The sequence below is a fragment of the Gammaproteobacteria bacterium genome (genome assembly GCA_024235095.1).
Classification (GTDB): Bacteria; Pseudomonadota; Gammaproteobacteria; order Competibacterales; family Competibacteraceae; genus UBA2383.
The window spans coordinates 2255926-2281671 of the sequence record JACKNC010000001.1 but is presented as its reverse complement, the minus strand read 5'-3'; the positions used below and the strand labels follow the sequence as shown (position 1 = coordinate 2281671).

The 25746-nt window shown below is 56.9% G+C and carries 24 protein-coding genes, 1 pseudogene and 1 CRISPR repeat array; of the genes and pseudogenes, 6 read left to right on the top strand and 19 right to left on the bottom strand.

What is annotated here, in order from left to right; genetic code table 11:
* Positions 1-42 precede the first annotated feature (42 nt).
* A complete protein-coding gene (locus H6973_10150; GenBank protein ID MCP5125975.1) occupies positions 43-894 on the bottom strand; it encodes an ATP-binding protein in 852 nt (283 codons plus the stop codon).
* Positions 891-2342 carry a transposase family protein gene (locus H6973_10145; GenBank protein MCP5125974.1) on the bottom strand — a complete coding sequence of 484 codons (1452 nt, stop codon included), beginning with the start codon at positions 2340-2342 and terminating at the stop codon, positions 891-893. The genes H6973_10150 and H6973_10145 overlap by 4 nt, the downstream gene beginning before the upstream one ends.
* 169 nt (positions 2343-2511) lie before the next feature.
* Between H6973_10145 and H6973_10140 the strand changes: the two genes are divergently transcribed.
* The gene (locus H6973_10140) at positions 2512-2949 is read left to right on the top strand and encodes a transposase (GenBank protein ID MCP5125973.1); all 438 of its coding nucleotides are present in this window, start codon (positions 2512-2514) and stop codon (positions 2947-2949) included.
* A gap of 10 nt (positions 2950-2959) precedes the next feature.
* On the opposite strand, the gene H6973_10135 is transcribed toward H6973_10140, so the two are convergent.
* Both H6973_10135 and H6973_10130 read right to left on the bottom strand, forming a co-directional pair.
* Positions 2960-3463 carry an ATP-binding protein gene (locus H6973_10135; GenBank protein MCP5125972.1) on the bottom strand — a complete coding sequence of 168 codons (504 nt, stop codon included), beginning with the start codon at positions 3461-3463 and terminating at the stop codon, positions 2960-2962.
* Positions 3464-3495: 32 nt separating this feature from the next.
* Complete coding sequence (locus H6973_10130) at positions 3496-5493, bottom strand: recombinase family protein (GenBank protein MCP5125971.1); 1998 nt, start codon at positions 5491-5493, stop codon at positions 3496-3498.
* A 207-nt stretch (positions 5494-5700) separates the two neighbouring features.
* Between H6973_10130 and H6973_10125 the strand changes: the two genes are divergently transcribed.
* Positions 5701-7230, top strand: coding sequence for an IS21 family transposase (locus H6973_10125; GenBank protein MCP5125970.1), 1530 nt, complete (start codon positions 5701-5703; stop codon positions 7228-7230).
* A 16-nt stretch (positions 7231-7246) separates the two neighbouring features.
* The gene (locus H6973_10120; protein ID MCP5125969.1) at positions 7247-8002 is read left to right on the top strand and encodes an ATP-binding protein; all 756 of its coding nucleotides are present in this window, start codon (positions 7247-7249) and stop codon (positions 8000-8002) included.
* Positions 8003-8075: 73 nt separating this feature from the next.
* Here the strand turns inward: H6973_10120 and H6973_10115 are convergent, their stop codons facing one another.
* The 4 genes from H6973_10115 to H6973_10100 all read right to left on the bottom strand — a co-directional run bounded on the left by H6973_10115 (position 8076) and on the right by H6973_10100 (position 10603).
* Positions 8076-8255 (bottom strand): hypothetical protein, encoded by a 180-nt coding sequence (locus H6973_10115; protein MCP5125968.1) that lies wholly within the window; start codon positions 8253-8255, stop codon positions 8076-8078.
* The gene (locus H6973_10110) at positions 8239-8451 is read right to left on the bottom strand and encodes a hypothetical protein (protein MCP5125967.1); all 213 of its coding nucleotides are present in this window, start codon (positions 8449-8451) and stop codon (positions 8239-8241) included. The genes H6973_10115 and H6973_10110 overlap by 17 nt, the downstream gene beginning before the upstream one ends.
* 254 nt (positions 8452-8705) lie before the next feature.
* Positions 8706-9074, bottom strand: a complete 369-nt coding sequence (locus H6973_10105) for an ATP-binding protein (protein MCP5125966.1) — start codon at positions 9072-9074, stop codon at positions 8706-8708.
* Positions 9075-9085: 11 nt separating this feature from the next.
* Complete coding sequence (locus tag H6973_10100) at positions 9086-10603, bottom strand: IS21 family transposase (protein ID MCP5125965.1); 1518 nt, start codon at positions 10601-10603, stop codon at positions 9086-9088.
* 203 nt (positions 10604-10806) lie between these two features.
* Between H6973_10100 and H6973_10095 the strand changes: the two genes are divergently transcribed.
* Positions 10807-11100, top strand: a complete 294-nt coding sequence (locus tag H6973_10095; protein MCP5125964.1) for a transposase — start codon at positions 10807-10809, stop codon at positions 11098-11100.
* Between the two features lie 3 nt (positions 11101-11103).
* Positions 11104-13922: a CRISPR direct-repeat array (repeat unit 37 nt; unit sequence GTTTCAATCCTTGTTGTTCTGGATTAGCCATTAAGGC).
* 173 nt (positions 13923-14095) lie between these two features.
* Here H6973_10095 and cas4 read toward each other — a convergent pair.
* From cas4 to H6973_10055, 8 genes are all read right to left on the bottom strand, one after another.
* On the bottom strand, positions 14096-14704 hold the full coding sequence (gene cas4, locus H6973_10090) for a CRISPR-associated protein Cas4 (protein MCP5125963.1): 609 nt from the start codon (positions 14702-14704) through the stop codon (positions 14096-14098).
* Complete coding sequence (gene cas2 / locus H6973_10085; protein MCP5125962.1) at positions 14701-15006, bottom strand: CRISPR-associated endonuclease Cas2; 306 nt, start codon at positions 15004-15006, stop codon at positions 14701-14703. The genes cas4 and cas2 overlap by 4 nt, the downstream gene beginning before the upstream one ends.
* On the bottom strand, positions 14969-15985 hold the full coding sequence (gene cas1, locus H6973_10080; protein ID MCP5125961.1) for a CRISPR-associated endonuclease Cas1: 1017 nt from the start codon (positions 15983-15985) through the stop codon (positions 14969-14971). Before cas1 ends, cas2 begins: the two co-directional genes overlap by 38 nt.
* Before the next feature lie 113 nt (positions 15986-16098).
* Positions 16099-16779 (bottom strand): hypothetical protein, encoded by a 681-nt coding sequence (locus H6973_10075; protein MCP5125960.1) that lies wholly within the window; start codon positions 16777-16779, stop codon positions 16099-16101.
* On the bottom strand, positions 16767-19106 hold the full coding sequence (cas3, locus tag H6973_10070; GenBank protein MCP5125959.1) for a CRISPR-associated helicase Cas3': 2340 nt from the start codon (positions 19104-19106) through the stop codon (positions 16767-16769). The genes H6973_10075 and cas3 overlap by 13 nt, the downstream gene beginning before the upstream one ends.
* Positions 19103-19822 carry a CRISPR-associated protein Cas5 gene (gene cas5, locus H6973_10065; GenBank protein ID MCP5125958.1) on the bottom strand — a complete coding sequence of 240 codons (720 nt, stop codon included), beginning with the start codon at positions 19820-19822 and terminating at the stop codon, positions 19103-19105. The genes cas3 and cas5 overlap by 4 nt, the downstream gene beginning before the upstream one ends.
* Before the next feature lie 8 nt (positions 19823-19830).
* Positions 19831-20772 (bottom strand): type I-B CRISPR-associated protein Cas7/Csh2, encoded by a 942-nt coding sequence (cas7b, locus tag H6973_10060; GenBank protein ID MCP5125957.1) that lies wholly within the window; start codon positions 20770-20772, stop codon positions 19831-19833.
* Between the two features lie 3 nt (positions 20773-20775).
* Positions 20776-22782: a CRISPR-associated protein gene (locus H6973_10055; GenBank protein MCP5125956.1), complete on the bottom strand. Its 2007-nt coding sequence runs from the start codon at positions 22780-22782 to the stop codon at positions 20776-20778.
* Between the two features lie 174 nt (positions 22783-22956).
* On the opposite strand from H6973_10055, the gene H6973_10050 reads away from it, so the two are divergent.
* A complete protein-coding gene (locus H6973_10050; protein ID MCP5125955.1) occupies positions 22957-23205 on the top strand; it encodes a toxin-antitoxin system in 249 nt (82 codons plus the stop codon).
* Positions 23202-23626, top strand: a pseudogene (locus H6973_10045) (type II toxin-antitoxin system VapC family toxin). The gene H6973_10050 and the pseudogene H6973_10045 overlap by 4 nt, the downstream one beginning before the upstream one ends.
* A gap of 11 nt (positions 23627-23637) precedes the next feature.
* Here H6973_10045 and cmr6 read toward each other — a convergent pair.
* Genes cmr6 through H6973_10030 form a run of 3 tightly spaced genes read right to left on the bottom strand, consistent with a single transcriptional unit; the run spans position 23638 to position 25652 of the window.
* Positions 23638-24741 (bottom strand): type III-B CRISPR module RAMP protein Cmr6, encoded by a 1104-nt coding sequence (gene cmr6 / locus H6973_10040; GenBank protein ID MCP5125954.1) that lies wholly within the window; start codon positions 24739-24741, stop codon positions 23638-23640.
* Positions 24738-25289, bottom strand: coding sequence for a type III-B CRISPR module-associated protein Cmr5 (gene cmr5 / locus H6973_10035; protein ID MCP5125953.1), 552 nt, complete (start codon positions 25287-25289; stop codon positions 24738-24740). Before cmr5 ends, cmr6 begins: the two co-directional genes overlap by 4 nt.
* Positions 25290-25292: 3 nt before the next feature.
* Entirely contained in the window at positions 25293-25652 is a 360-nt protein-coding gene (locus H6973_10030) for a hypothetical protein (protein MCP5125952.1), read from the bottom strand.
* Between the last annotated feature and the right edge of the window lie 94 nt (positions 25653-25746).

Here is a 25746-nt window from a genome sequence, read left to right as displayed (position 1 = left end):
CTGGAATCCATATTGAGCCTTACTTTTTAACATCAGTGACAACTACTTTTTAACATTGGCAGAGTGGCCACCCAACTCGGTCACCGTCTCTGGAGCGAGGTGATTGCTCGGTGTATCACGGTCCATTGAGGGGTCACGCTCCGTCAGCGCGGCGGGCTGTTGTCGCCCTTGGGCCTGTTCAGTCCGGAAACTGGGTCCGGTCAGTTCCAGGATGATGGCATGGTGGACCAACCGGTCGATCGCGGCCGCCGTGGTCATGGGATCTTGGAAAATCCGCTCCCATTGACTGAACACGAGATTGCTACTGATAAGGACGCTCTTGCGCGCGTAGCGCTCGGCCAAAAAGGTAAATAGCACTTCCATTTCCGCCCGGCTTTGTTGGATGTACCCAATATCATCCAGGATGATGGCGGCGAAGCCGTCCAACTTATGGAGTTCCTGTTCCAGCCGCAGCGCCTGTTTGGCCGCCAGCAACCGTTGCACCAGTTGGTAAGCGGGCGCGAACAGGACGCGATAACCTCGTTCTACCAAGGCGTGGCCCACGGCACACAGGACGTGCGTTTTGCCGCGACCGGGTAAGCCGAAAGCCAGCACGTTCTGCGCCTGCTCGACAAACGACCCTTCACACAGCGTGGGGAGTTGGCGCCGTACCGGAATGGGGAGATGAGCCATCTGCAAGGTGGTCAGGGTTTTGTTGGCCGGCAAGCCGGATTCCTTGCGCCGCCGCTGAACCCGGCGCTGGTGGCGTTCCTCCAGTTCCAATGCCGCCAGGGTGTAGAGATAACGGGTAAAGCTCCAACCCGACCGTTCGGCCTCAATGGCAACGGTTTGCGCTTGGGCCAGCATGGTCGGCAAGTGGAGTTCGCGCAACAGATGGTCGAGTGTGTCCGTCATTGTGTCAGCCCACCGAGCAGGGCGTCGTAACTGGCCAATTCGACCGCCGGGATCGCCAAGGCCGGCACGACCGGGGTGGCCGGACGGACCAGTTCGCGCACCCGGTCCGGCTCGGGCACTTGCCCGGCTTCCAACACCCGTTCCAGGGCGGCCTGGACGTCCGCTTCCTGGGTCGAGGCGGCCAAGTGCAACAGCCGCAGGTAGGCGGCATCCCCCGCGGTACCGGGATGGGCCGCTTGCAGGGCCGCGTAGGCTCGGCGAAACACCAGCGTCGGGAATAACGCTTCTCGATAGCGATAGCGAACCAAGGCGCCGGGTTTTTGCACCAGCGACCAGATTACGTGGCGGTAGTCGATGGCATGATGGGACCGACCGATCAGCCGCGGCATCTCCTGAATCCAGGTCTGGCCGGCAAAGACCACCCAGTGGTTTTCATAGATCTGCACCCGCAGGGATTGATGCAGCAGTCGGGGCGGTACGGAATACCGATTGCCGAGCACGTTGATGGTGCTGTTTTGGCTGACCCCGACCGTGACTTCCTTAAACTCGGGGAAACGATCGACCGGGAGCGGTTTCATCACGGCAAGCTCATCCTGTAACCGGGCTTGGCGGCGGTGGTTTTCCTGCGTGAGTCCCTGCTCCAGCCACCGGTCAAAAGCCGTCTCGGCATCAAACTCACGGCTGCCCCGCCGTAGCAGGCCCTGGTTCAGAAACCGTTTGAACGCGCCGTTCTGGGCCTCCACCGTGCCATTTTGTTGTTTCTGGCCAACTGCGATGGTGCGCGGTTTCATCCCCAAGTGGGTCATCAGCTCCAGATACTCGCGGTTAAAGTCCCGCTGGCCGGTGCGCACTTGATGGGTAGCGCCGGTCGAGTTGTCGGTCTGATGCCATTCCGGTACTTTTCCTAACCGAAATAGGGCTTCTTGAATCCCCCGTTTCAGCGCCAGCACCGACTCCGAGCGACAGCGGCAGGCCCACTGCCAGTTGGCGTAGGGCAACACCAGGTGACACAGCAACGGCGCGTACGGTGCGCCTTGCAAGGTCAGTCCCAACTCGCCGGTGTGGGTAAAATCGGTCTGCGCCGCTTCCCCCGGCCGGTGTTGCTGCGGAAAGAACAGTTCGACCGCCCGGTCATCTCCATGCACCACTCGCCACTGCTGCACCCGCCGTTGCAACGTCCGGAGCTGGCCCGGCACGAACTGACCCGGGTATTTCTCCTGCAACTCCTCGAACAGGGTCCGTGCCCACAGTCCCGGCGCTTCCCTCAAACGGGCCTCAATTTCGGGCCAGACCGTCGCAAACGGATCCGACCGGGTCCGCCACTCCCGCCCAGTTTTGAGTTCTGAGGGCAACTTTCCCAACCGCTGATCCTTGGCTGCCGTCTGTCGGCAGACACCTGCTTTGGCCGCCGCTCTCCCCTGATTCCCCTGCTTACTCAGCTCTTTCATGATCATTCTCACCTGTCGGTCGGTCGTTATCACGCCTGTGCTCTCCGGCTTGCCAAAGCGCACAGCTTGCCATCAACTTACAGGTGGCCTGCCATGTTAAGGTCTAATTTCATCCATGTTAATGTGTAATTGTCACCGAGCACCGGGCTAGGGAACGGTGGACCCGGCCTTGACCGAATGGCGCTTCATCGGCCCCGGACTGGGCGCGCTGATCATGGCGCTCAGCCTGTGCTTCCGGGCGGCGCGCCCGCGCCTTCAAGAATTTCTGCACGATTGGCTGGGGATTGACCTGAGTATCGGGACGATCCATCAAGCGATTCACGAAGCCGGCGCAGCGGTCCTCCCCGCCGAAGCCGAATTGATCGCGGCCGTGCAGGCCAGCGGTCAACGGCATGTGGATGAAATGCTATGGTTGGAGGGCCGGCACACCGCTTGGTTATGGGTGTTCACGGCCGCCACGGTGACCCTCCTACACGGCTCGGGAAGGGCCACCCACGGATTTACCGACCCGGTATGCCGAGGACCTCGGCTCGCCTGCGAGCGACCGGTGAAGGCCTTAAAGAGCACACCCATGCCAAGACCCGGGCGTTGGCGATCGAATTGCTGAATGATTGGTGTCAATTTGCGGCGTAATGGTGCCACCACCAAGTACTGAAATCAGGGGTTCGAACGGACCTCAAGAATGGCTGTTTTTTTCCGCCTTTCGCAACCGGCGCGGGAGCCGGTGACGACAGGGGTTGGGGACGGCGATAACTTGCTCCATCGAGGATCAAGCGATAGGCACCATGCTGCAGCCGATCCAAGGTGGCCGCGCCCAGCATTTTGTTGGCAGGAAACGCATCACCCCACTCGCCGAAGTCCAGATTACTGGTAAGCAGCATCGCGGTTTGTTCATAGCGTTCGGCGACTAAATCATGGAAAGTCTCATCTTCGGGAGGACGTAGCGGTTTGAGACCGAAATTGTCGATGATAAGCAGCGGCACCTGGACGAGGGCATGGAAACGGCGCGCGAAGCTCCCCACGGCTTGGGCTTCTCGTAAGCCATTCAACAGATGAGTCTGCGTGGTGAACAGCACGTCATGGCCTTGGCGGACGGCGAGATGGCCCAGGGCTTGGGCCAAGTGACTTTTATCTCAGCCATTGCAATGCCCTGTTAGGTTTGAGTGTACCCATCCCGCCCGCGAGTGGGATGGGCCTGTTGGCGCAAGGACTCGAGCAGCGTGGGGTCGTCCTGGATGAGGAAATTACCATAGGGTTGCCGGCGGATCACGACCGGGGGGTTGAGGATGCCGCGCTGGATGCGCCGATAGAGCCAATTGCGGTCGACGCCCAACTCCGCGGCCAAGCCATGGACGGTCCACCACCCCTCGATCCGGCACGCCAGGCGATGTTCGTGGTAACGGCTGACCCAGTGGTGCTGCCCGCGAATTTTCAGGACGGTAGCGGGCGATACGGCCGTGCTGCGGGCGGAGCGAAACCCCTCGGTGCTGAGCACGCGGGCGATGTCGCGATCGGTGTGACCCTGTTGCCAGAGTTCGTGGGCGCGGCTGACCATCTGCGCGTAACCGGTGACGGCAGCCTGCCGATGGATCGGGGGGATCACTGTGCCTTGGGAAAAATGCCCACTGACCCAGACGATTTTCACCTGCACACGATCCGGTGCGGTTCGCGTCAGGATCACCCGCTGGATCAGGCTGCGCAGGAGTTGTTTGCGCTGCTCGGAAGTGAGCTGCTCGCTGGCCCAGAGGGCGGGTAGCGTCTGGTTGAGATGCTGCCACTGGTCGCGTAGTTCGGGCGTGACGGGGGGTTCGGCCGGCGGGCGGGCGCAGCGTTCGGCGGCCTCTTGCGCCTGGCGCAACGTCAGGAGGGCTTCTTCCCATTGCCGTTCCAGTTCGGCGGCCACCAACCGGTTGTCCGGGTCCACCGCGCCATAGCGCCGCCGCGCCAACTGCGCTTCATAGGTGGCGCGTTCGACTTGGTGCTGATGCCATTGGGCCAGCCGATCCCGTTCCTGTTGGCGCTCGGCCAGCACCGCGGCCAATACATCCAACTGCGCCGGTTGCAGGGCCTCAAAGAACGCGGCCACCACGAAGGCTTCGATGGACGCGCCCTCCAGGCAGGCGCAGCCGGGCTCGGCAAACTCCTCGCGCAACCCGGCACAGAGGTAGCGAACGCCGGGCCTGTACGCCACCCGCATGCGGTGGCCGCACTGACCGCAGGTGGCCAGTCCTTGCAACAACGCGGCCCCCGCGCGCGGCGTCCCGCGCCCGCAGCCGGCGGCATACCGCTGGCTGTTATCGTGCAGGCGCGCCTGATTGGCCAAGAATTGCTCCCAAGAGATATAGGCCGGATAGGCGTCGCGGATCACGGTGGGCCACTCGGCCAGGGGTTTGCGGACATGACCGGTGGCGGGACGGCCGGGTTGACGGCGGGTGGGGTCGGTCGGTCGGCGGCCGTACACGAACGCCCCGGCATAGGCGGGGTTGCCGACTATTTCGTAGATCGCCGACGCCGATGGTGGTTTCCAGAGCAGTTCACCGCCGTGTAGCCCGCCGGTCTGGTGCCGGGGCAACAACAAGCCGTGCTGTTTGAAGTCGCGCAGTACCCGCTGACAGGTCCCTAATTCCGTGAACCGGGTCAACACCCGCTCGATCGCTTGACGGACCTGGATATCGGGGTCTTTCTGAACCCGTCCATCCGGTAATCGCACCAACCCGGTCGGCAAATGCTGGACGTAGTCCCCCCGCTGGACTTTGCTCAAGCGCCCGGCATTCAAGCGTTGGTGCAACATGTGCAGTTCCGCTTCCGACAGGGTGCCTTGCAGGCCGAGCAACAAGCGATCGTTGTACAGACGGGGATCGTAGATACTTTCGGCATCGGCAATCAGCGTACCGAACAAAGCCGCTAAGTCCAATAGTTGATACCAGTCGGCGTTGTTGCGCGCCAGGCGGGATGCGTCCCAGCCGAAGATGATCCCGACCTGATCCAGGGCGACCTCAGCGGCCAACGCTTTGAAGTCATCCCGCCCCGCCGCAGTGGCCGCCGATTGGCCCAAGTCGCCGTCCAGTACCTGGATGCGTTCGGGATGCCAACCCAGCGCCTGTGCGCGCTCCACCAGGGCGCGCTTGCGTATTTCACGGGATGACGGCAGGTCGTTTCACGGGATGACGGCAGGTCGTTTCACGGGATGACGGCAGGTCGTTTCACGGGATGACGGCAGGTCGTTTCACGGAAGGCGGCAGGCCATTACACGGAAGGCGGCGGGTTGTTTCGCCAATGAGCAGCGACGCAGGTTAACAACTTGTAGGCTGGTTCCTTTTTTTCCGAGGAGGAACTCATGCCGACTGAGAGGTTATCCATGCGCAAGATTCAAGAAGTGCTTCGTTTGCAGGCGGCGGGCCATAGCCAACCACAAATTGCCCGGAGTTGCGGGATCGGCCGTAGCACGGTCGGAGAGTATCTGCAACGCGCCCGACGAGCGGGCCTGGGTTGGCCCCTGCCCAAGGGCATGATGGCCGATGAATTGGAACGACGGTTGTTTCCGCCGCGCCCCGCCGCTGGGTCTGCGGATCGCGGAAAACCGGATTGGGCCACCGTCCACCAGGAATTACGCCGCCCCGGCGTCACCTTGTGGCTCTTGTGGGAAGAGTACAAAGCCACGCATCCCCAGGGCTATCAATACACCTGGTTCTGCCAGCAGTATCGGGCTTGGGTGGCGCATACCGATGTGGTGATGCGCCAGACCCATCGGGCCGGTGAGAAGGTGTTTGTGGACTACGCCGGTCCCACCGTGCCCATCGTGGACCGCATCACGGGTGAACTCCGCCAGGCCCAAGTGTTTGTTGCGGTGCTGGGCGCCAGCAATTACACCTATGTGGAGGCGACCTGGACCCAAGGACTGGATGACTGGCTCATGGCGCATGTCCGGGCCTTTGCATTTTTCGGCGGTGTCCCGGAAATTGTGGTTCCAGATAATTTGAAAACCGGCGTCCAGACGCCGCACCGCTATGAGCCCGACCTCAACCCCAGTTATCTGGAGTTAGCCGCCCATTATGGCGTCGCGGTGATCCCCGCGCGTGTCCGAAAACCGCGTGATAAAGCCAAAGCGGAAAGTGGCGTGCTCGTGGTGGAACGCTGGATTCTGGCCCGCTTGCGCCATCGGACTCTGTTCAGTCTCGACGAACTCAACACGGTCATCCGCGAACTGCGCGACGCCCTCAATCAGCGCGCCTTCAAAAAACTCCCCGGTTCCCGTCAGCATTGGTTTGCAACGCTGGAACAACCGGCGTTGCGTCCCTTACCGGCCGAACCCTACGTGTTCGCGCAATGGAAAAAAGCGCGCGTCAACATTGACTATCACATTGACATCGAGCGCCATTACTATTCGGTCCCCTACCTCCTGGTGCGCCAGGAAGTGGAGGTGCGCCTGACCGCCACCACGGTCGAGGTCTTCCATCAACGTCAGCGGGTGGCTTGTCATCGCCGCCATCCGCAGCCTGGTCGCCATACCACCGTAACCGCCCACATGCCCAAAGCCCATCGGGAGTACGCCGAATGGACGCCCGAACGGTTAGTGCGCTGGGCTCACCAGACCGGCCCCCACACGGCGACTCTAGTGGAACGTATCCTGGCCACGCGGCCCCATCCTCAGCAGGGCTACCGCTCGTGCTTGGGCATCTTGCGTCTGGGCAAAGCCTATGGCGCCGACCGCTTGGAGGCCGCCTGTCAGCGCGCGTTAGCCATTGGGGGACTGAGTTACAAGAGCATCGAGTCGATTCTCAAGCATGGCCTGGACCAGCAACGCCTCCCGGATGCGGGGACTTCGCCACCGCCCATCCCTTCGACCGCGACCCACGCGAACGTGCGCGGCGCACGCTATTACCAATAACCCAGGAGCCTCCGCCATGCTGAAACAACCCCTTCTCGATCAACTGCACACCTTGAAACTCAGCGGCATGCGTCAGGCCTTGCACGAGCAACTCCAGATGCCCGATAGCGATCAGCTCAGCTTTACGGATCGCTTGAGTCTCCTGGTTGATCGCGAACTGACCGAACGCGCGAATCGTCGCCTCCAGTACCGCTTACAGCAAGCCCGTTTGCCCCAGCAAGCCTGCCGGGAAGACCTGGATTACCAACATCCCCGGGGCCTGGATAAAACCCTCATCCAGCATCTGCTCGGTGAACGCTGGCTTGTGGAGCATCTCAACTGCCTGATTACCGGCCCCACCGGCGTGGGGAAAACATGGATTGCTTGTGCCTTGGCTCAGCATGCGTGTCGTCTGGGCTATACCGCGCGCTATGTCCGTTTGCCCCGCTTGCTCCCTGAACTGGCGTTGGCCCGCGCCGATGGCCGCTATCCCAAGCTGCTACGCGAGTACGCTAAAGCACACGTGTTGGTCATCGATGACTGGGGCTTAACACCGCTCACCAGCGAGGGCCGCCGTGATCTTCTGGAAATCCTCGATGACCGGCATCACCGTCAATCCACCCTCGTGACCAGCCAGTTGCCCGTGGCAAGCTGGCACGCCTATCTGGACGAACCCACTCTGGCTGATGCCCTCCTCGATCGGCTCGTCCATAACGCCTACACCCTCAACCTGACCGGAGAATCCTTACGAAAACGTAAAACCCCCTTGACGAACTCCATCACGGAACAGTAAACACTCATCCACTGCGTCGCTGCGCTCCGACCGAGTGAAATACGCTGCCGCCTTCGACTGAACTCGCCGGCCGTCATCCCGTGAAATGGATGGCCGGCATCAGTGAAATACGCACGCGCTGGTTGATTTGGCTGCCGACATGATCCCGCACCTGTTTGGCGCTGGACTGGCGAATGTACACCATGGCCCGGCGCTCCAGATGGTGGGGAGTGATTTTGGTCGGTCGGTGTAGCCCGTTAGATGAGGTCAGCATCGGACTGCCCTCCGACCGCGCCGCCCGGGCGCCTCATCAGCCACTGCTGGCACACATTCACCAGCAGTTGGCGAACTTGCTGTTGTTGCGGTGGCGTCAGCCGGGTCCAAACCTGGCAGGGCGCCAGGGGACCCCATGGCGCCAGATGGCAATCCTCCGGCAGAAGCTCCTGGGTGGGAACGGGTTCTCGTGGCATGGCCGACCCCCTCGAACACCTGAAGCAATTGTTGAATTGCTTCGATGGACAACGGCGTCGGGCTTAACTCGTGCGGGTTGAAGGCCAGCGTGGTGGCCGAGATCGGTACCCAGCGCTCGACCGCCGGGCGCAGCCATACCCCGCAACAGCGACCAAGGTACGGTTTGTGGGTGATCCCAATCAGCGGCAGCGTCCGTCCGCACAACGGATGGCGAGGATCGATGACCGTGACGGTGGGTTCGGAAGAAATGCTGCTACCGATCGGGGTAGTCAGTTGGTTGGGTTTTCCCCGTACCGCAAGGTCCCACAATGAGGACGGCGACCTTTTCGGCGATGAAGCGCCCGGTGGCCAGATCGTGAACCAGGGCGCGATTCAACGTGGGCAGGCGGTCAAAATCGAAACATTCCAGGCTCTTCTGACTGCGAAAATGGGCGCGGCGCAGGCGTTGGGCCCGTTTCTTCTGGTCACGGCGCGCCACTTCGTCCTGGAGCAAGAGACCGAGGCAGTCGGTGTAGGCCAGATGACGATCAATGGCTTCCTGGTTGCGCACCTCCAGGGAATCGAGGATGCCGGAGAGGCGCAGGGATTTGAGCAGGCCGCTCAGTTCGGGCAGGGTGGTCATGGTACAGAACCTCAATGCAGCGCCGTCTGGGGATTGCGGCAGAACCGACCGCCCTGGGTGTAGGTCGCCGGGAGTGGCGTGGCCACGTCGAGTGCCGGTTCCTGCTCCAGGTTTTTGGCCAGAATGGTCTTCACGGTGCGATAACGGGGGCTGCCCGCGTCCAGGGCGCGCGCGCAGGCCGCCTCCAGGCGCGGGGCGCCGTAGAATTGCTCCAGACGGAGGAGACCCTGGGCGGCACGCAGATGGACCAACACCCGATCCGCGAACAGCGTGTGGAGGAGCGTATGACAACTCGGACCGATGCGTTCCGCTTGCTGGAGGCACCATTGGGTATCGTGGAGGCTCCAGGCCAACGCCTCGGGGGGCAGATGATCCGGGAGAGTCACCCGATCACCCGGTCGGGTCTGGCGCGGATGGCAGGCCACCGGTTCATGATCCTGGTAGAGCCGGATCAGCGTGTCGCTGGCCTTGAGCCAGAGGGTCTGGCCGACCAACCGGAAAGGCACGGAGTACAAGCACTGCGCAAACTGGACGTGGGCGTCCCGATGGACTTTCACTTTCGCCCACACCGCCAGCACCGGCGGGGTGGCCGGCAGCGGCTGCAACAACGCGCGTTCGGTTTCCAGAAACTGCGCCAGCGGTGGTTCCCGCGTCGTGCCATGGCAACGCTGACCGGCTTCGTCCCGCACCCAGTCGGCCAGTTGCCGGTTGGCGTCGGCCAGACTACGGAACTCGCGCAACGGTAGGAAGGCGCCCTTGAGGTATTTGACGCCGGCCTCAACGATGCCCTTTTTTTGTGGATCCCGGGGTAGACACGGTTCAATCCGGAACGCATACCCCTCGGCGCAATCGGCATAGCTCCGCTGGACTTGTGGATCGTAGAGACCGGCTTTGGTGATGGCGCACTTGGGGTTGTCGATGATCACCCGCCCGACCACCCCGCCGAACGCCTCGAAAGCGTGGCGATGGCAGGCCAGCCAGGTCGCGATGTTTTGGTTACGCACCACTTCCGCGTACTGATGACGCGACCAACACAACGTCATCACGAACACCCAGGTCTTGAACGTCTCACCGGTGCGAACATCGGTGATCACCGGCCCCACGCCGAAATCCACTTGGGCGGCCTCGCCGGGCTTGAAACGCAGCCGCAGGGGCACGTCCGGCGCCGCCGACGGCAACGACTTGAGGAACCGATGGACGGCGGAGTAACTCCCCGTGTAACCGTAGCGGCGGACCAGGGCCGTATGGATGGTCGTGCCCTGGATGCCTTCCTCTCGCCAGGCCATGATCTGCGCGCGCCACGGTTCCAGGCTGGACACGCACTGACTCGGTAACCCTTCCCGGCGTGGGAATAAGGTCGCCAGCATGGCATCTTCGGGTAAGGCCGCAGCGGGCGCCAACCAACCTCGCTCTTGGGCCAGGGCGCGCAGCTGGGCGACCTTCTTGCGCCCCATGAGTCGCGATCGGGCGATCGCCCGATCCGAATCCCCCTGGCGCATCCGCACCAAGACTTGTCGATATTGGTACATTCGAACCTCCGGTTACTCATGGCGATCTCCCGACAAAAAAGCCGGGAGGATAGCCGGTTCACGAAAGTTCGAACCCCTCAAACAGCAACGCAGTGGCTCCTGGATACCGAAAATCCATTGGCTCCATTACGCCGCAATTGAAATGGCTCCATTACGCCGCAATTGAAATGGCTCCATTACGCCGCAATTGAAATGGCTCCATATTGCCGCAAGTTCACAATTGGGACGTGATCTTCCAGGTCCTGCACCATCCTACGTTGCCTCTGACCAACAACGAGGCGGAACGGGCGCTGCGTCACTGGGTGATTCTGCGCAAAATCAGCCACGGCACCCGCACCCCGACCGGTTCGCGCACCTTCACCGTGTTGGCCAGTGTCATCACGACCTGTCGACAGCGGGGTCATTCCCTATGGCCCTACCTGCGTGACGCCATTGCCGATCGCCGCGCCGGACGCCCCTTGGCCTCTCTACCCACTCCCGTTATGCAGGGGGTGTGAACGGGTACAATCCTTGTTGTTCTGGATTAGCCATTAAGGCGCGCAAAAAGCATCACGATGACGCTCAATCAGGATGGGGTTTCAATCCTTGTTGTTCTGGATTAGCCATTAAGGCGCTGGCTTCGTCCTTTGCCGACACCAGCAATTGAAGGTTTCAATCCTTGTTGTTCTGGATTAGCCATTAAGGCGGTTTTGCGGCTTTGGTAAGTGTCACTTTATAAAATGTTTCAATCCTTGTTGTTCTGGATTAGCCATTAAGGCTCGGAAACTTGCGGCAACCGTGGATCGGGCCAACCGTTTCAATCCTTGTTGTTCTGGATTAGCCATTAAGGCCCTTCGCCGCCAATCATCTGGAATACAGCGATCGCTAGTTTCAATCCTTGTTGTTCTGGATTAGCCATTAAGGCAGCGCTGCCATCGCGGCCTCACCGTACTTCTCGCGGTTTCAATCCTTGTTGTTCTGGATTAGCCATTAAGGCCCCTTGCGCGGCGTGGCCGCGAGACACTCTACCTGAAGTTTCAATCCTTGTTGTTCTGGATTAGCCATTAAGGCAACCCGCAACGCCTGAAAGCAGCCGCGCGTGGCATGTTTCAATCCTTGTTGTTCTGGATTAGCCATTAAGGCAAACTTGTTGGCACGGTGACCGAGAAGGTCAGCCAGGTTTCAATCCTTGTTGTTCTGGATTAGCCATTAAGGCAAATCAAGTAGCATTGGCTTATCCTACGATCACATAGTTTCAATCCTTGTTGTTCTGGATTAGCCATTAAGGCAATCACAACTCCGTCTCCCTCTGTGAGCGTAAACAAGTTTCAATCCTTGTTGTTCTGGATTAGCCATTAAGGCCTGGAACTTGGGTTGATGTTCAGTCTATGACTGCTTAGTTTCAATCCTTGTTGTTCTGGATTAGCCATTAAGGCAATCATCAAGCGCCATCGACTGGCGCGGGAACTAACGGTTTCAATCCTTGTTGTTCTGGATTAGCCATTAAGGCCAAATCCACCGGTGGGACTGGCATTAGCAGCGACGCGTTTCAATCCTTGTTGTTCTGGATTAGCCATTAAGGCCAAAATCGAAGATCGTATTGCAAGCGCTCTACACAGGTTTCAATCCTTGTTGTTCTGGATTAGCCATTAAGGCACAAGAGATTGGGCCGCAGTCCCTGGTCGTGGTCAAGTTTCAATCCTTGTTGTTCTGGATTAGCCATTAAGGCAGACGGTCGGCAAGGTGCTGACGCCGGTCTTAACCGTTTCAATCCTTGTTGTTCTGGATTAGCCATTAAGGCAGCGGATGAAAAAGCGCAACTCTTGCGCCAGCAACTGTTTCAATCCTTGTTGTTCTGGATTAGCCATTAAGGCATTTCCTCAATCAAGCGGGCCATCAGCTTATTTTCGTTTCAATCCTTGTTGTTCTGGATTAGCCATTAAGGCAGCTTTTCAAGAACGCGAACTACTCAATGCCGTGGAGTTTCAATCCTTGTTGTTCTGGATTAGCCATTAAGGCAAGACGCCCTGCCCATTGCCGAACTCCAGACCCTCACGTTTCAATCCTTGTTGTTCTGGATTAGCCATTAAGGCCAGCACGGTTTTGGCGCATTTGGCGCTCATGGAAGCGTTTCAATCCTTGTTGTTCTGGATTAGCCATTAAGGCGGCAGGCGTCAAATCGGCATCGACTTTCCACTGGCGTTTCAATCCTTGTTGTTCTGGATTAGCCATTAAGGCAATGCGTTGGCTCCGTAGATACAATTGCAGCAGGAGTTTCAATCCTTGTTGTTCTGGATTAGCCATTAAGGCTGGACGCCGAGTTGCTGTTCACGCCTGCGGTCGGGTGTTTCAATCCTTGTTGTTCTGGATTAGCCATTAAGGCGATGCGACAGGCGATTTCGCGCCAAAGTCCGTACAAAGTTTCAATCCTTGTTGTTCTGGATTAGCCATTAAGGCCGCCCACGCCCACGCCCACGTTGGGGGCGACACTAAAAATGTTTCAATCCTTGTTGTTCTGGATTAGCCATTAAGGCCCGCAAGAGACTACGGTCTGGCTGGAGGACTTTAATAGTTTCAATCCTTGTTGTTCTGGATTAGCCATTAAGGCATCGCCAGCAATTCGCGTTGATTCCCCTGCAATTGGTTTCAATCCTTGTTGTTCTGGATTAGCCATTAAGGCACGCGAACAATTTGCCCCCACATGGTGGATAATCGATGTTTCAATCCTTGTTGTTCTGGATTAGCCATTAAGGCCCCGCTGGATGCTCTGCTGGCGCAAGAGCAGGTCAAGGGTTTCAATCCTTGTTGTTCTGGATTAGCCATTAAGGCCGCTGGTGATTGCGCCCACGCTGGCCCCGGACTTTCGTTTCAATCCTTGTTGTTCTGGATTAGCCATTAAGGCGAAGGAACCTCAGCGTTCACAAATCGATATCCATGTTTCAATCCTTGTTGTTCTGGATTAGCCATTAAGGCTCCCCACCGGGCTGCAAGAGACCTCGATCCCTGACACGTTTCAATCCTTGTTGTTCTGGATTAGCCATTAAGGCCACGTCCATCGATATCAGTGGGATCATCGGCTTAAAGTTTCAATCCTTGTTGTTCTGGATTAGCCATTAAGGCGCGATACGCGCATCGGCGATGCGCCCCTTGCGCAGTAGTTTCAATCCTTGTTGTTCTGGATTAGCCATTAAGGCCCAGCGGTTTTCTTTTCGTAGAGCCCGATGAGTTTACGTTTCAATCCTTGTTGTTCTGGATTAGCCATTAAGGCCTTCGTCTTGTAGTCATTGACCGCTTTGGTCAGTTGTTTCAATCCTTGTTGTTCTGGATTAGCCATTAAGGCCGCATTTTCAGGAAAAGATTTTGCAGATCAGTGTCATAAGGCCCAGTGATCTGAGTTGTTTTTCGCAATTTTTCCACCTCCATTACCTTCGTTTTGGTCATTTTTTTCAAGTCCTTGCATTGAAAATTCGAAAAATCAAATCAAATAATCAATACGTTATAGAGACCCGTCTGTTAGACGCAAATATTTTTATAGCAACAGTCTTCGCAGCGGATGCGGTGAGCGGTTCGCTGCGGCAATCGACCGGTGGCAATTATGTCGAAAATTTGCTTAACGATCAAATGCACCTTCGCCATGCGCTCCTCGGTCACGGCCACCTCTAACAACTGGCTACCATCCCGCACATAAGCCACGAAACCGCGCGTCACCGGTTGCTGATAGACCTCTTGAATCAGCATCGCATACATCACAATCTGGGTTTCATGCGTTTTGAATACCGTGTCTCGCGCCTCAGTGTACTTATAATCCAAAGGCGCCAGGGTTCCATCTTTCAGCCACAGCACCTCATCTACAATACCCCGCAACCGCAAGGCCGGAGATGCCAGATACACTTCAATCTCGCGCTTCACTGCGCCGATCTTTCGCCGCAGATAATCGCGATTTTCGGTCGCCCGCCGCCGATGCACCTCCCGTCCCTTGAGTACCTTAAACCGGGTTTCTTCATATTGCGGAATATTCTGCACATTCATAAACCAGGTAAAGCGCGGACAATAAACATGCTCAAGCACCTCCGATGGCGTGATCATCGGAGTACGTTCATTATCAAAAGCACCCTCGCTCATAAAAACAATGCTCTTACTTCATCAGTGACCAGTTTTTTGTCAAATGCCTGACCGAGAAGAATGACTTTCTTAAAATCCGGTTCACACATCGGAAAGATGTACACTGAATCGACTTGGTCATTAGACCACTCTTCAATCGCCAAGCGCAATTCATCCAGGCGATTGCGCTCAATCGTTCCCAAAAATACCGACTTCTGTACGCGATACAATCCGGCTTCCTTACACAGCTTTGCAATTTTGCTGCGTGGTCTGTTCTCTACGATGTCATACAGGATCCACACTAGCGTCTCGGTCGTCTTCATCGCTCATCACTCTCCCAATCCACGCATTCGCCATGCGATGACAGTCCAGTTGCACCGTATCCCGGCGCTTGATATTCCGATTTCGATAGCGAATCCCTTCATCAAGATATTCACCAAACTGTGTCATCAACACCGCCTTGCCTTCCTTATTCAGCGTCAAGCCATTTTGCAATGAATCGAACATATCCTGTTTAACCTTGCGCGCCGCGAACAACCCGACCACTGTTTCATCCGCCCACACGCGATAACACTCAATCAAATCAAAAACCAGCGATTTTTTCTGATAATGATCCGTATGAATAAAACCGACATACGGATCGAGTCCCGCCAGAATGCACGCGCGTTCAACCGTGCCATACAGTACCCCATAGCTATAATTCAGCAGGCAATTGAACTCATCTTTTGCCGGATTCCGGGATCGCTCCTTAAACTGAAAATTTTCCGGCAACAACAAATTGACAGCTTCCCAATAAGTGCGGCCAGCCCGCCCTTCAAACCCCATAATCGTACCACGCACCGTTTCCAGCTCCCCGCTCACGTCTTCCAGCGACCGGCGCAGATCCAGTAGCGCATTAATTTTCTCGGTCAGAGCGGCAGACAGGCGACTCCGCCGTTGTCGCGCTTCGCGCAGAAATTCAACCTGATTATCCAGCTTGCGCAACAACCAACCCAGCGCCAGCCGCAGACCTTTTTCCGTGTCTGCCAACCGCAACTGCTCCCGGCGAATCGCCGTCGTTGACCCTGGCCGTCCATGCCAGACCCGTCCATACGGGTGCCCCACTGCATCCAGAAACACAATGTCGATATTTTTCTCGATGGCCAATTGAATTGCATCCGTCGAAAGACTCGCTCCCGTGGTAATCACAATCGAGCGCACTTTTCTCGAAGAAACTTCTTGTTTCTGTTCCTTGACTTTGATCAGGAACATTTCACCTTGGCGATGGAGATACGTTCCAAAGGTTGTCAGTATCAAGTCCATTTTTCCCTCCTGATTTATTTTGGTTTCTATCGCATGAGAATCCCCTTTAATCTTCAATAAGAGGTCTCACCAAAGGTACTGCTCAGCAAATTGTTAAAGAACGAATCAGGCATTTACCCGGCCATCAGCCACCCAAATCCATGACTGACGGCATGACCGAAGGCAAAACCATCCGGCAGTGCCACATTACAAGTCATATGCCCGCTGAAACCCAGCAATTCCTGCCCCTTGTAATGACAGGTGCGTTCGCGCATGTCGGTAAAGGTCGCATAGAGCCGTTCCGGAAACACGACATCCAAGCCCCGCAACGCGGTCAACAGATTCGAGACCAATAACCGATCACGCTCTTTCTGTTTCCCCGCATCGTCCAAGCTCTGATAGCGACGGTAGTTTTCCGAGTTCAGCAACAGCGTCGGCGTGACTAACCGATAGTGGAGCAGTCGCTCGCTAACCCCGAACCGACCCTGATGTAAGGTCAGCGCAGCATCGCTCACCAAAGTAGTCTCCTCGCCGAATTGCAGTTCGAGATCCAGCCAGGGCAACGCCAACAAGCGCCCGGCCGCTTCGCCCCAACCCATCACCAGCCCATGCCCCGCTTTCCAGCGATACTGCACCAGCGGATAGCGATACAAGGGCTTGCCACTCACCGGATCATGCTGATGAAACAGATCATCCGCAAAAGCCGTCGCCAGCACGCCGCGTAACTGCCGAACGCGCCCTTCTGCTCCCCCTTTCAGTTCGCGGTCCCAGCACAACTCAACCTGGGCGCAGGGGATTCTCTTTAAAAGATGCATGTTGCGGGATCCTCCTCATCAAGCCGCAAATCCAACCCGCTTTCGGAGTCGTAATAACCAGGACGCAATAACCAAAATGGCCCGAGCGGTTCAGCATAATCCTCTGGGTGAAAGCCACGTTTTGCATAGACACTCACTGTCCGCTTCTGGATATCTGCGGCCAACGCTCGTAACGATTCACGCCGTTCCCAGCGATCAGCGACCGCTAATGCCTGTTCCATCCGTTCACGTAACCATTCCTCGCCTTCAGCCAATACCAGAAACGCAATCTGTTCAGCTCCGCCGCGTAATAACGTATGCATATCCGGCATTTCTCCCCAACGCGCAAACGCTTCAGTCAAATCTGCACCTGTGTTTTTACGGGCCTTGACCAAATTGAAGTAGCGCTGGCTCAAGGTCAGCACCGATTCTTCAGATACCGCTTTAGCAAGCTCACTCAGCGCTTCACGAGTTATGTCCAGCAAAACCGGATCATAGATCATTCCGGCATAATCGCGTCCAGTCGCGTTACACAGTGCTGTTACCTCAACCCGTCCGCCGTATTCGCCCAAGTGGTTATGACGATTGCAACGCCCAGCAACTTGGATTAACGCATCCAACGGTGCAAAATCACGGATCACTATATCCATATCGATATCGACCCCCGCCTCCACGGTCTGCGTGGACACCACCACGCCCATCTGTCCAGTCTTGATAGCGGCAATCTTCGCCAACCGGTCGCGAGGCGTCACATCAGCGCTAATCAACCACACCGGAATCTCGGGCAAACATTCATCGACGGCTTTCCATACCGCTTTGGCTGACGCACGAGTATTCAGCGTAATCAATGCTCGCCGCCCTTCCTGCTGCCAGTCCAGTACACGCGGCAACAATCCGGCGATGAAATCGTCCAGGCTTCGTGGGCAAAGATGCTGCAAGACCAGCCGGTACCGTCGGAACTCTGAAAAAATTTTAGCAACCTGCGCCGCATCGCCCACCAGTTCGTGCGCTCCAGTCAATAACGCTGGTTGGGTTGCGGACATCAACAACACCCGGCTATTGCCCTCTTCAGTTAGTCCTCGCAGTGCCTGATCCACTACATCCCACAATCGGCATGGCAAGGTTTGCACTTCGTCCAGAATAATCAGTGCGTCCATCAAGGCATGAAAGCGCATCTGATGCCGAGTGCGTGGCGCAAACAACGCCAGCAATAATTGATCGAAAGTGGTCACAATGACTTCGGCTCGCCAGGTATCCAGATAAAACCGTGTGTAGCCCGACCCCAAGGGTTGATCCTCTGACTCGTATTCACGTTGCGATAGTGAGTGACTGGCCAAGAGTCGATCTGATTGCGCGTTGCTTGCCGGATCCAGTCCCAGCAATTGACGATATTCCTGCTCGGTCTGATCGACGATGGACAGAAACGGCAGCGCGATAATAATGCGCGGCGGTGGTCCTTCCTTTGCTAACTGTTCTCGTTGACGCAGCGCCCAAGTTGCCGCTAACAGTGTTTTCCCGGTGCCGGTGGGTAAGGTTAGTGTGCAACAGCGTTCTCCCTGCTCTGCATCATCAACGATTCGCTGACGCAATTGTCGTCGTAAGGCATTCAGCGGCGTCTGCGGCAATTGTGTGAGCCGCTTATCAACCCACTCCGGTCGTAACACCGGGCGTGGTTGTTGAAAATAGCGCCGCAATTTCTCCTCACGCAGCGCCAGAAAGGCTTTATCCGCCTCCAGCAGCAACGAAAAGAGAAACTGCGTCCACAATCGAAAACGCACCGCTTCCGCCAAAGTCAGCGCCTGTAATCGCTCAGCAACTTTCTGCCGCCGAAATAACCAGCGCCGGGCATCCTCAAATTCGCCCTCTGTTCCCTCCAGCGCCAGCCCAGTCGCTTGTCCCAGCGCCTCCCGATTCAACCCTGCCCATTGCTCCAGCAGCAAGTCGTCTTCATCCAATCGTAAGCGATTCTCCAAATAATCCAGCGTAGCGAATCCCGCATGATGACCGGCAATAGCCTGGACCAGCGCCAACGTAGGCAATGCTTCCCAACCTTGAGATTTGGCCCACAGCGTAGCCAGTGCTGCCGATAACGCCGAATGTTCTTTGGCGTGAGCATCACCACGATATTTCAGTGGATTGCGGATATAGGTCTGAAACGCGGGACTGCCCTTGCCGAGATCGTGGCCGCGCGCCAAGGCAGTCAGCATCGGCGCTGTTTCCGGGCGTCGTTCGCGGGTCTGTTGGGAATGGCCAGCCAGCAGAAATTCTGCTGATGCCCGCACCTGCGCGAGATGTTGTCGCAGTTGCAGGGTCGGCTGATAGTGGGAAAGCAGAAGGTCGTCGTTCAAAGGAATAATCCCGTCCAGTTACCAGTTTGCCAAGCAACGTCCGTTTCTACCGGAAACGGTTGTCCACGATGTTCCAGATAGTAAGGAACATGGCGGAAAACCCGCTCGGCGCTAACGCTATGCGGCAATCTCAGGAGATGAACACCAAGGCCATCGGTTGCGACCAGACCTACCTTCTCAGCGGGGCATAACCCCTGCACGATATGGCGACCGGCTGGCAACGGCTTGGCGGTCTGGCAGGCCACAAACTCTACATCGCACAGCAATTCCGACAGACCCATGCACGGGCTGAAGTGCCAGCGTCGCTCTCGAATCCGCTCGACCAGTTCGGCAAAACGCGCCGGTTGCTCCGGCCAGGCGATCTGCACCCGGAAATCCGGCTTGAGCAACCATTCCTGATTCAGCAACGTCGCCTTTTCCGGGGCGGGATTCTCCGTACCCCGTTGATTGCGCTTGACCTCCCACGGCAATGCCGTCGGCGGATCTTTACGCAATTTGACTCGATGCCAGAACCGCGAGGGAACCGCGCCGCCTACTGCGACCCGAATTTCGGCTAATTCAATCGCAAGCGCGTCCTTTTCCAAACCGAGAATCGCCGCCAACATGCCCAACACTGCTGTTCGCGGCGGCGCGGGATAACTAAGAGCGTTCACGTTGGCCTCGGCGCGCAGGAAGTGACCGTATTTGGCCGACCAGCGAAAACTAAGGATGTCCATGATCCTGCTCACACGGCTTGATCAAAACCAAGCGGCCGCCAGTCGCCAGGAATGCCGGCACCAACAAATTGCAGATCGGGTGACAACTCATAACGTACTTGAGCAATACGGGCGCGTTGACCGTTTAATCGCTCCAATAGCCGCGACAGATCGACCCGGTAGTCATCCGGTGATGCCCAAGCACGTTCTGGTTTACCCGTCGCCGCTTGCAACTTGACGTAATCCATCAGGTTGCCGAACTGAAATTCTTCACCCGGCTGATATTCGACTGATAGCAGCAGGCGAGGAACCTGGCCGATCTTGGTGCGGGTATTGCCGGCAGAACGAACGCCATTCCATAGCGCCCGTAGCAATGCGTCGTAATCAGCGTCAGTCATCCGTGACTTTTTCGCGGCGTGTTCATTGGCGATTCCGTGAAAAGCGATCAGGGCATAACGCAACGCCGCGTAGTTGGTAAAAGTGCCCTGCTTCTTCTCCTCATCGCTACCAAACACCGAGGTGCCCTGAATCTGGATTTCCTCCGCCTCATGCAGCACCTCGCCCATGTTGAACTGTACCGCCCCGGTCAGGGTCTTGGGCAACGGTTTCGGCTCCCAGTCATCCTGTTTCTTGAACGCCAGCGAAGAGCCAAACCAGCGAGCATCGATGAAGGCGTCCAGCAGGATGTTGACCAGTTCCTCGCCATTGGCTTTGGCCTTGCCGACTTTTTCCAGATGATGTGCTACTCGCCCGGTCAGATTCGTGGTGCGGCCCTCAATATTGCCGACCAGAATCTCTTGGCCCTGCGCTGCGAGATAATCGCGAGCAAAGCGTTTCAGTCGCACGTCAGTAACGTAGAACCGGCCATCGGGCAGGCTGCGCGGACGGTTTTCATCGGGATCACCATTCGGATTGCCCATCCGGATGTCATAGATAAATAGCGGTTCCCGGCGAGAAGAGAGCGTAGACATGGATTAATCCTTGTTTGTCCTGGGCTTGGAAGGGAGTACATCGACCATGACCGACTGGCCGAGCAATAAGAAATAGCAGGTAGTCGTGTTATCCAGCGTAATGGCATTGCCCAATTGCTTACCGCCGAGCCGACCCAAGTCTTGAATTAGCACCCGGACATCGGCGTTGGCTTCGGTTTCATAGGTCAGTAATTTCTCGCGGACTTTGTTATAGAGTTCTGGCAGGTCGCGGCCATTAATGTTGAGTCGCTTAAGCCAAGTCAGCGCATTGGAAGCAACATTCACACCCCGTACTGCCTGCACTTGCAGCACCTTGCCGTACAAAATGCCAAGGATGAAGGTGAACGCTTTTTCCGGGCTGTTCAGGCCGGAGCCGGGCTGAAAATACGGCTTGAGCGCCGGTAGAGAGGGTTCAAATAGATCATCGGTCGTTTCCATTGGTAATACTCCAGTTAGGTCCAGGTAATAGAGAATGCGGGCCAAGTGACGGACCCATCCGGCCAGCGTCCAGTAACGGGTTTGCTTGCCGCTTTTCTCGCTATAGCCTTCATGCAGCAAAGCCCAGGTATTGTCGGTTTCAGCGATGTCGTCCAGATACCAGCGGGCGGTGGTCAGGATTTCGCGCCATAATCCAATCTGCGCCGTGCCTAGCAGCGAGCCGTGGTAAATCACCTCGGCTAATTGCCGCTTGACCGTGAACAAACGGCTGCTGTCATTTACTTTGGCGGCTTTCCGGCCACCGGGACGTTTCAGCAAGACCAATAACAGGTTCAAACCTAAATCAAAGCGGGCATCGTCGATGGGATAGCGCGGGGCGAGCGCGTGATTCCAGCCATTGGCCTGTTGGTTGTATTTCGCCAGTTGACGCAAGCGGGACGGCAAAATGTCATTGACCACGCCACGCACTTCGTCAACCACTTGGCCGAAGGTGGCCCAGAGAATGTGCAGCACGACTTGAGCGTCATTTCGCCCTTTTATGAATTCCAACAGATCCTTTTCGTGTGAGTCCAGTAACGGGTCTGCTTGCGCAATTTTGTCGCCATCCAGAATTTTCAGATATTTCCGCCAGTCTTCGAGAAACTGGCGCTTGCCGTCAGGATTACCCAGCAGACTGGGAATCAATAGCGCTTTATCGCCGGCTACATTGCCGAGAAATTGACCGAGCAGATGATTCTTGAAGACATAGAGTAAATCCGCACAATCGAGGCACAGGCCATAGCCCTTCCAAGCTTCGCCAGTATCCAGTCCTGGAAATGCGCCCGCTCGATCCATATTGGCGAAATTAAGGCCAGTGCCACGCAGGTTCGGATACACTGTGACTCCAGTCGCCCCGCAAAGTGGACAATCGGCAGGGTCGTGTGCAGCGGCTTCGCCAGTGACATATTTGATGTTTGCCAACGCATGAGCCAGGTAAGCCTGATACTCAGCACGATCGCCCGGCCAGTGTCCAGCAGCGTCCACAACGCTAAGAAATACGGTCTCCTTTTCCGGGATCAGGCGGATTGCTGCTGCCAGCGTGTGCGGATCCGCCTGATCGGAACCGACCGGATGCGCAGTATCGCCGTAGACCAATGCCTGGCTTTGAAACAGAACGGTGCAGGCTTCCTGAAAGTAGCCGCTCCATGTTGCAGTACTTCCGGCCTGCGCCATGAACCCTTTTTCAGTGGTGTTCTGGATTTTAAGCTTCGGACCATAGGGCGGTTTTTCCTTAGATATGCTGGTGCGTTTGAAGACCGGCCCCAGTGCTGCTGCCTGAGAGCCACTGGGTTTATTGAACGGTAACCGCCGTCGCTTAGCATCATCGAGTTCTTCAACCCACATGCGCACCACGCCCGGTTGATCCGGTATCGCTTGTAATAAATAAACGCGGGGAATTTTCTCCGAAGCCTCTACCAGCAGTGGCGCAAGTTGCTCGCCATGCCGGGCGCGAATTTCATCTAAACCCAAGCCATTCTCCCCAGCACGATGATTCAATTCCAACAACGCCAGTTCCCGCATCGTTTCCAACATGGTATTTGTCTCCTGAACATCCAAATATTCGATACAGCCTGTCACGCTCAGCGCGCCTTGTCCGACCTGACAAGCTTGTCGGTGGCTTTCAATCCAGCGATTGAGCGAATGACTCAATCTCTTTCTTGTGGTATGAATACCCTCATCATGGTTTTATGAATTAATGGGGTAGGTATGGCTCAAGTCACCATTCGCCATTTACAAGAAGAGGTTGAGATACGTCTCCGGCAGCGTGCAACTCTGCATGGCTGCAGTGTGGAAGAAGAAATACAACGCATCCTGCACGATGCAGTAAAAGAAGAGATTCCGCTTCAGAAAGGCCTGGGTTCACGCATTGCCGCCCGCTTCGCCCAATCGGGGTTGACTGATGACCTGCCCGAATTGCATGGGCAAATCCTTTACCCCATTGACTTTGCTCCATGATCATCCTGGATACCAATGTCTTGTCTGCATTGATGCAAACGAGCCCGAAGCGGTTGTCGTGCGCTGGCTGAACCAGCAGCCTGCCGAGACCATCTGGATAACCAGTATTACCCTGTTTGAAGCGCGCCTGGGTCTGTCACTGTTAGCCGATGGTCGACGGCGGCGCACTTTGGAGGCGGCGCTTATCCGTGTGTTGGAAGAAGACTTGGCAAATCGTGTGCTGTCTTTCGATAGCGATGCTGCTCTCCATACCGCGATGCTAGCAGCCGGTAGACAAAAAGCGGGGCGGCCGGTCGATATTCGGGATACTTTGATTGCCGGCATCGTGTTAGCAAACCATGCAACCTTGGCGACCCGTAATCTCAAGCACTTTGAAGGAATATCAGCGGTCAATCCCTGGGATTGCACGGATATCCCGTAAATCATTGCAATTCACTCCCGCAATGCCGCGATTTTTTCCTTACGTTCCTTCTTCCTCGGGCCGCTGCCCCAACCGACATAGCTGAATACTTTCTCGGCCAGATTCGCCAACGCCTCCCGATCCGCTGGCAGCCACTCCAGGCCGTCTTTAAGCAACCGGTTGGTTTGGTTGATCAATTCACCACCGGCTTCCTTGACGTTGTGTTCCTGGTCAGCCTTGAATCGCTGTTGCAGCGCCCGCAAGGCCCGCTGTTCCTGACTCAGCGTTGCCTCCTCAGCCTGCGCCGCCGCTTGTTCCGCTTTCTTCTGCAAGCTTGTCACGGCGCTTTCGTATTCCAGCATCCGCCCATAACCGGCTGCGGTTTTAGCGCCCGCCCCCAGCCAGTCCAGCGCCTGTTTCAGCGCCGCAAACACCTGGGGCAATTCATTGGCAAATTCCGGGCAGCGCGGCGCAACGCCAAACAGCAACTTGGCTTCTTTCACCACCAGAAACGGTACCGGCACCGGGCTATGCCAGTCGGCAGGAATGCGCCTATGCGGCTCCTGGCAAGGCTCACCGATCTTTCCACCTTGTTCGTACCACTGATCCATGTGCGGGGTCATCACATCAGCCGCCAGCGTCACCGGTTCCACCGGCAATGCATCGAAGAACCGAAAGCAACCGGCCTGTTCAGTCGTACCAAACCAGTCGTTCAGTCGCCGCGCTTTTTCCTCGTTGTTCAGCGACTCATCCCAAACCTCGACCCAGGCCTTGACCAATCCTTTCACGCCACTGCCCGCCAGGTAGGGAACGCCCAGAGTGTGATGCCAGGTCAAGCCATTCTCGACCGGATGCGGCAGGCCCAGACCAGTAGCGAAATGCCAGTCGGTTTTGAACACGGCGCCCCGTCCGCCTAGGGTGGTGATCAGCGCCAAATGCCGTAACGCCTGCGCTTCCAGGACTTCACGCGAACCGGTGCGCTGGGCGTTTTCGCTGACCCACTGGCGTTTACCGTCTTCAGGAATTTCCCAGTCATCGTCGTTATACCGGTTGAAAAAACGGTTGTACCAGAGTCCCCGGTTGCCATCCGTCGCTAATACGGGTGGTACGTCAAGTCGATACAGAGGCAGGTTCATACAGACGCCTCCTCTTCACGGGCCAGAAACGCGCTGGCCAGCTTCTTGACCCAATCGAGAAACAACATCGCCTCGGTCTGTGCGGCGAGATAAGTATCCATATCCGATTGCGTAACGCCCTCCAGCAGATCCGTCTTGCCGGAAAACGGTTGATCCGTTTGACTCAGCCAGTCGCCCAGCAGCTTGTAAAGCCGATAATAAGTGTGATCTGGCCCCTTGCGCCGATAGAACGCTGCCGTTTGCCCCAAGCCATTGGCATGGATCATGAACGGCATGGCGCTGGCGTAGCTGTTGAATTCCTTTTGTTTCTTTAGTTCGTCTTTCCACTCGTCCGCCAACGCCCGAATCCGCTGTAAAGCGAAGTGCGCGCGGCGTTGTTGCAAGGTGGCGTTCGGGAGCACAGTGTCTTGTTCCCCTTCTTGGTTAAGGAGGGGTGGCGACGTTGGCGCCGGGGTGGTTGGCTCAGGCGGTGTCAGAGGCGCTGACTTTTTTTCAACCTTACTTTGTGGTGCTGTTTGCCGTTGTTCTTTGCGGTGTTTTTTAGGCATCGCTCAACCCTCCTCCCGGCAAATCGTCACTTTGCACCAGCCCATGCCTACCGTCTCATTGCCACCCAGTTGCAGATAGGGCCGGACGAACAGATCCTGCGTAATGTGGTTGAGCACTTCCACGGCGGTCTTGGTTTCGCCCTTAACCCGCGCCGCCTGTGCATACAAGCTCACATACAGCACCGTGTCAGAGGGCAGGCTTTCCTCGTACCAAAGCGCCCCCGGCTTGACGGTTTTGGTTTGATTGTTGATGCAAACATGCGGATTCACCGGCGTGGCGAAACGCGCCAGGTGACTGAACCGGTCATCGTTCACGACCACCAGTTGCCGTTGCAGCGCGGCGGCGGCGTCCTCCCGACCCATCAACCGGGCCAGCGCCGTAGTGACTCCGCCCAAATCGGCGGACTTCACCGTGAATCTGAATTCTTCCAGGAACAGGGCATTCGCTGCACTTTCC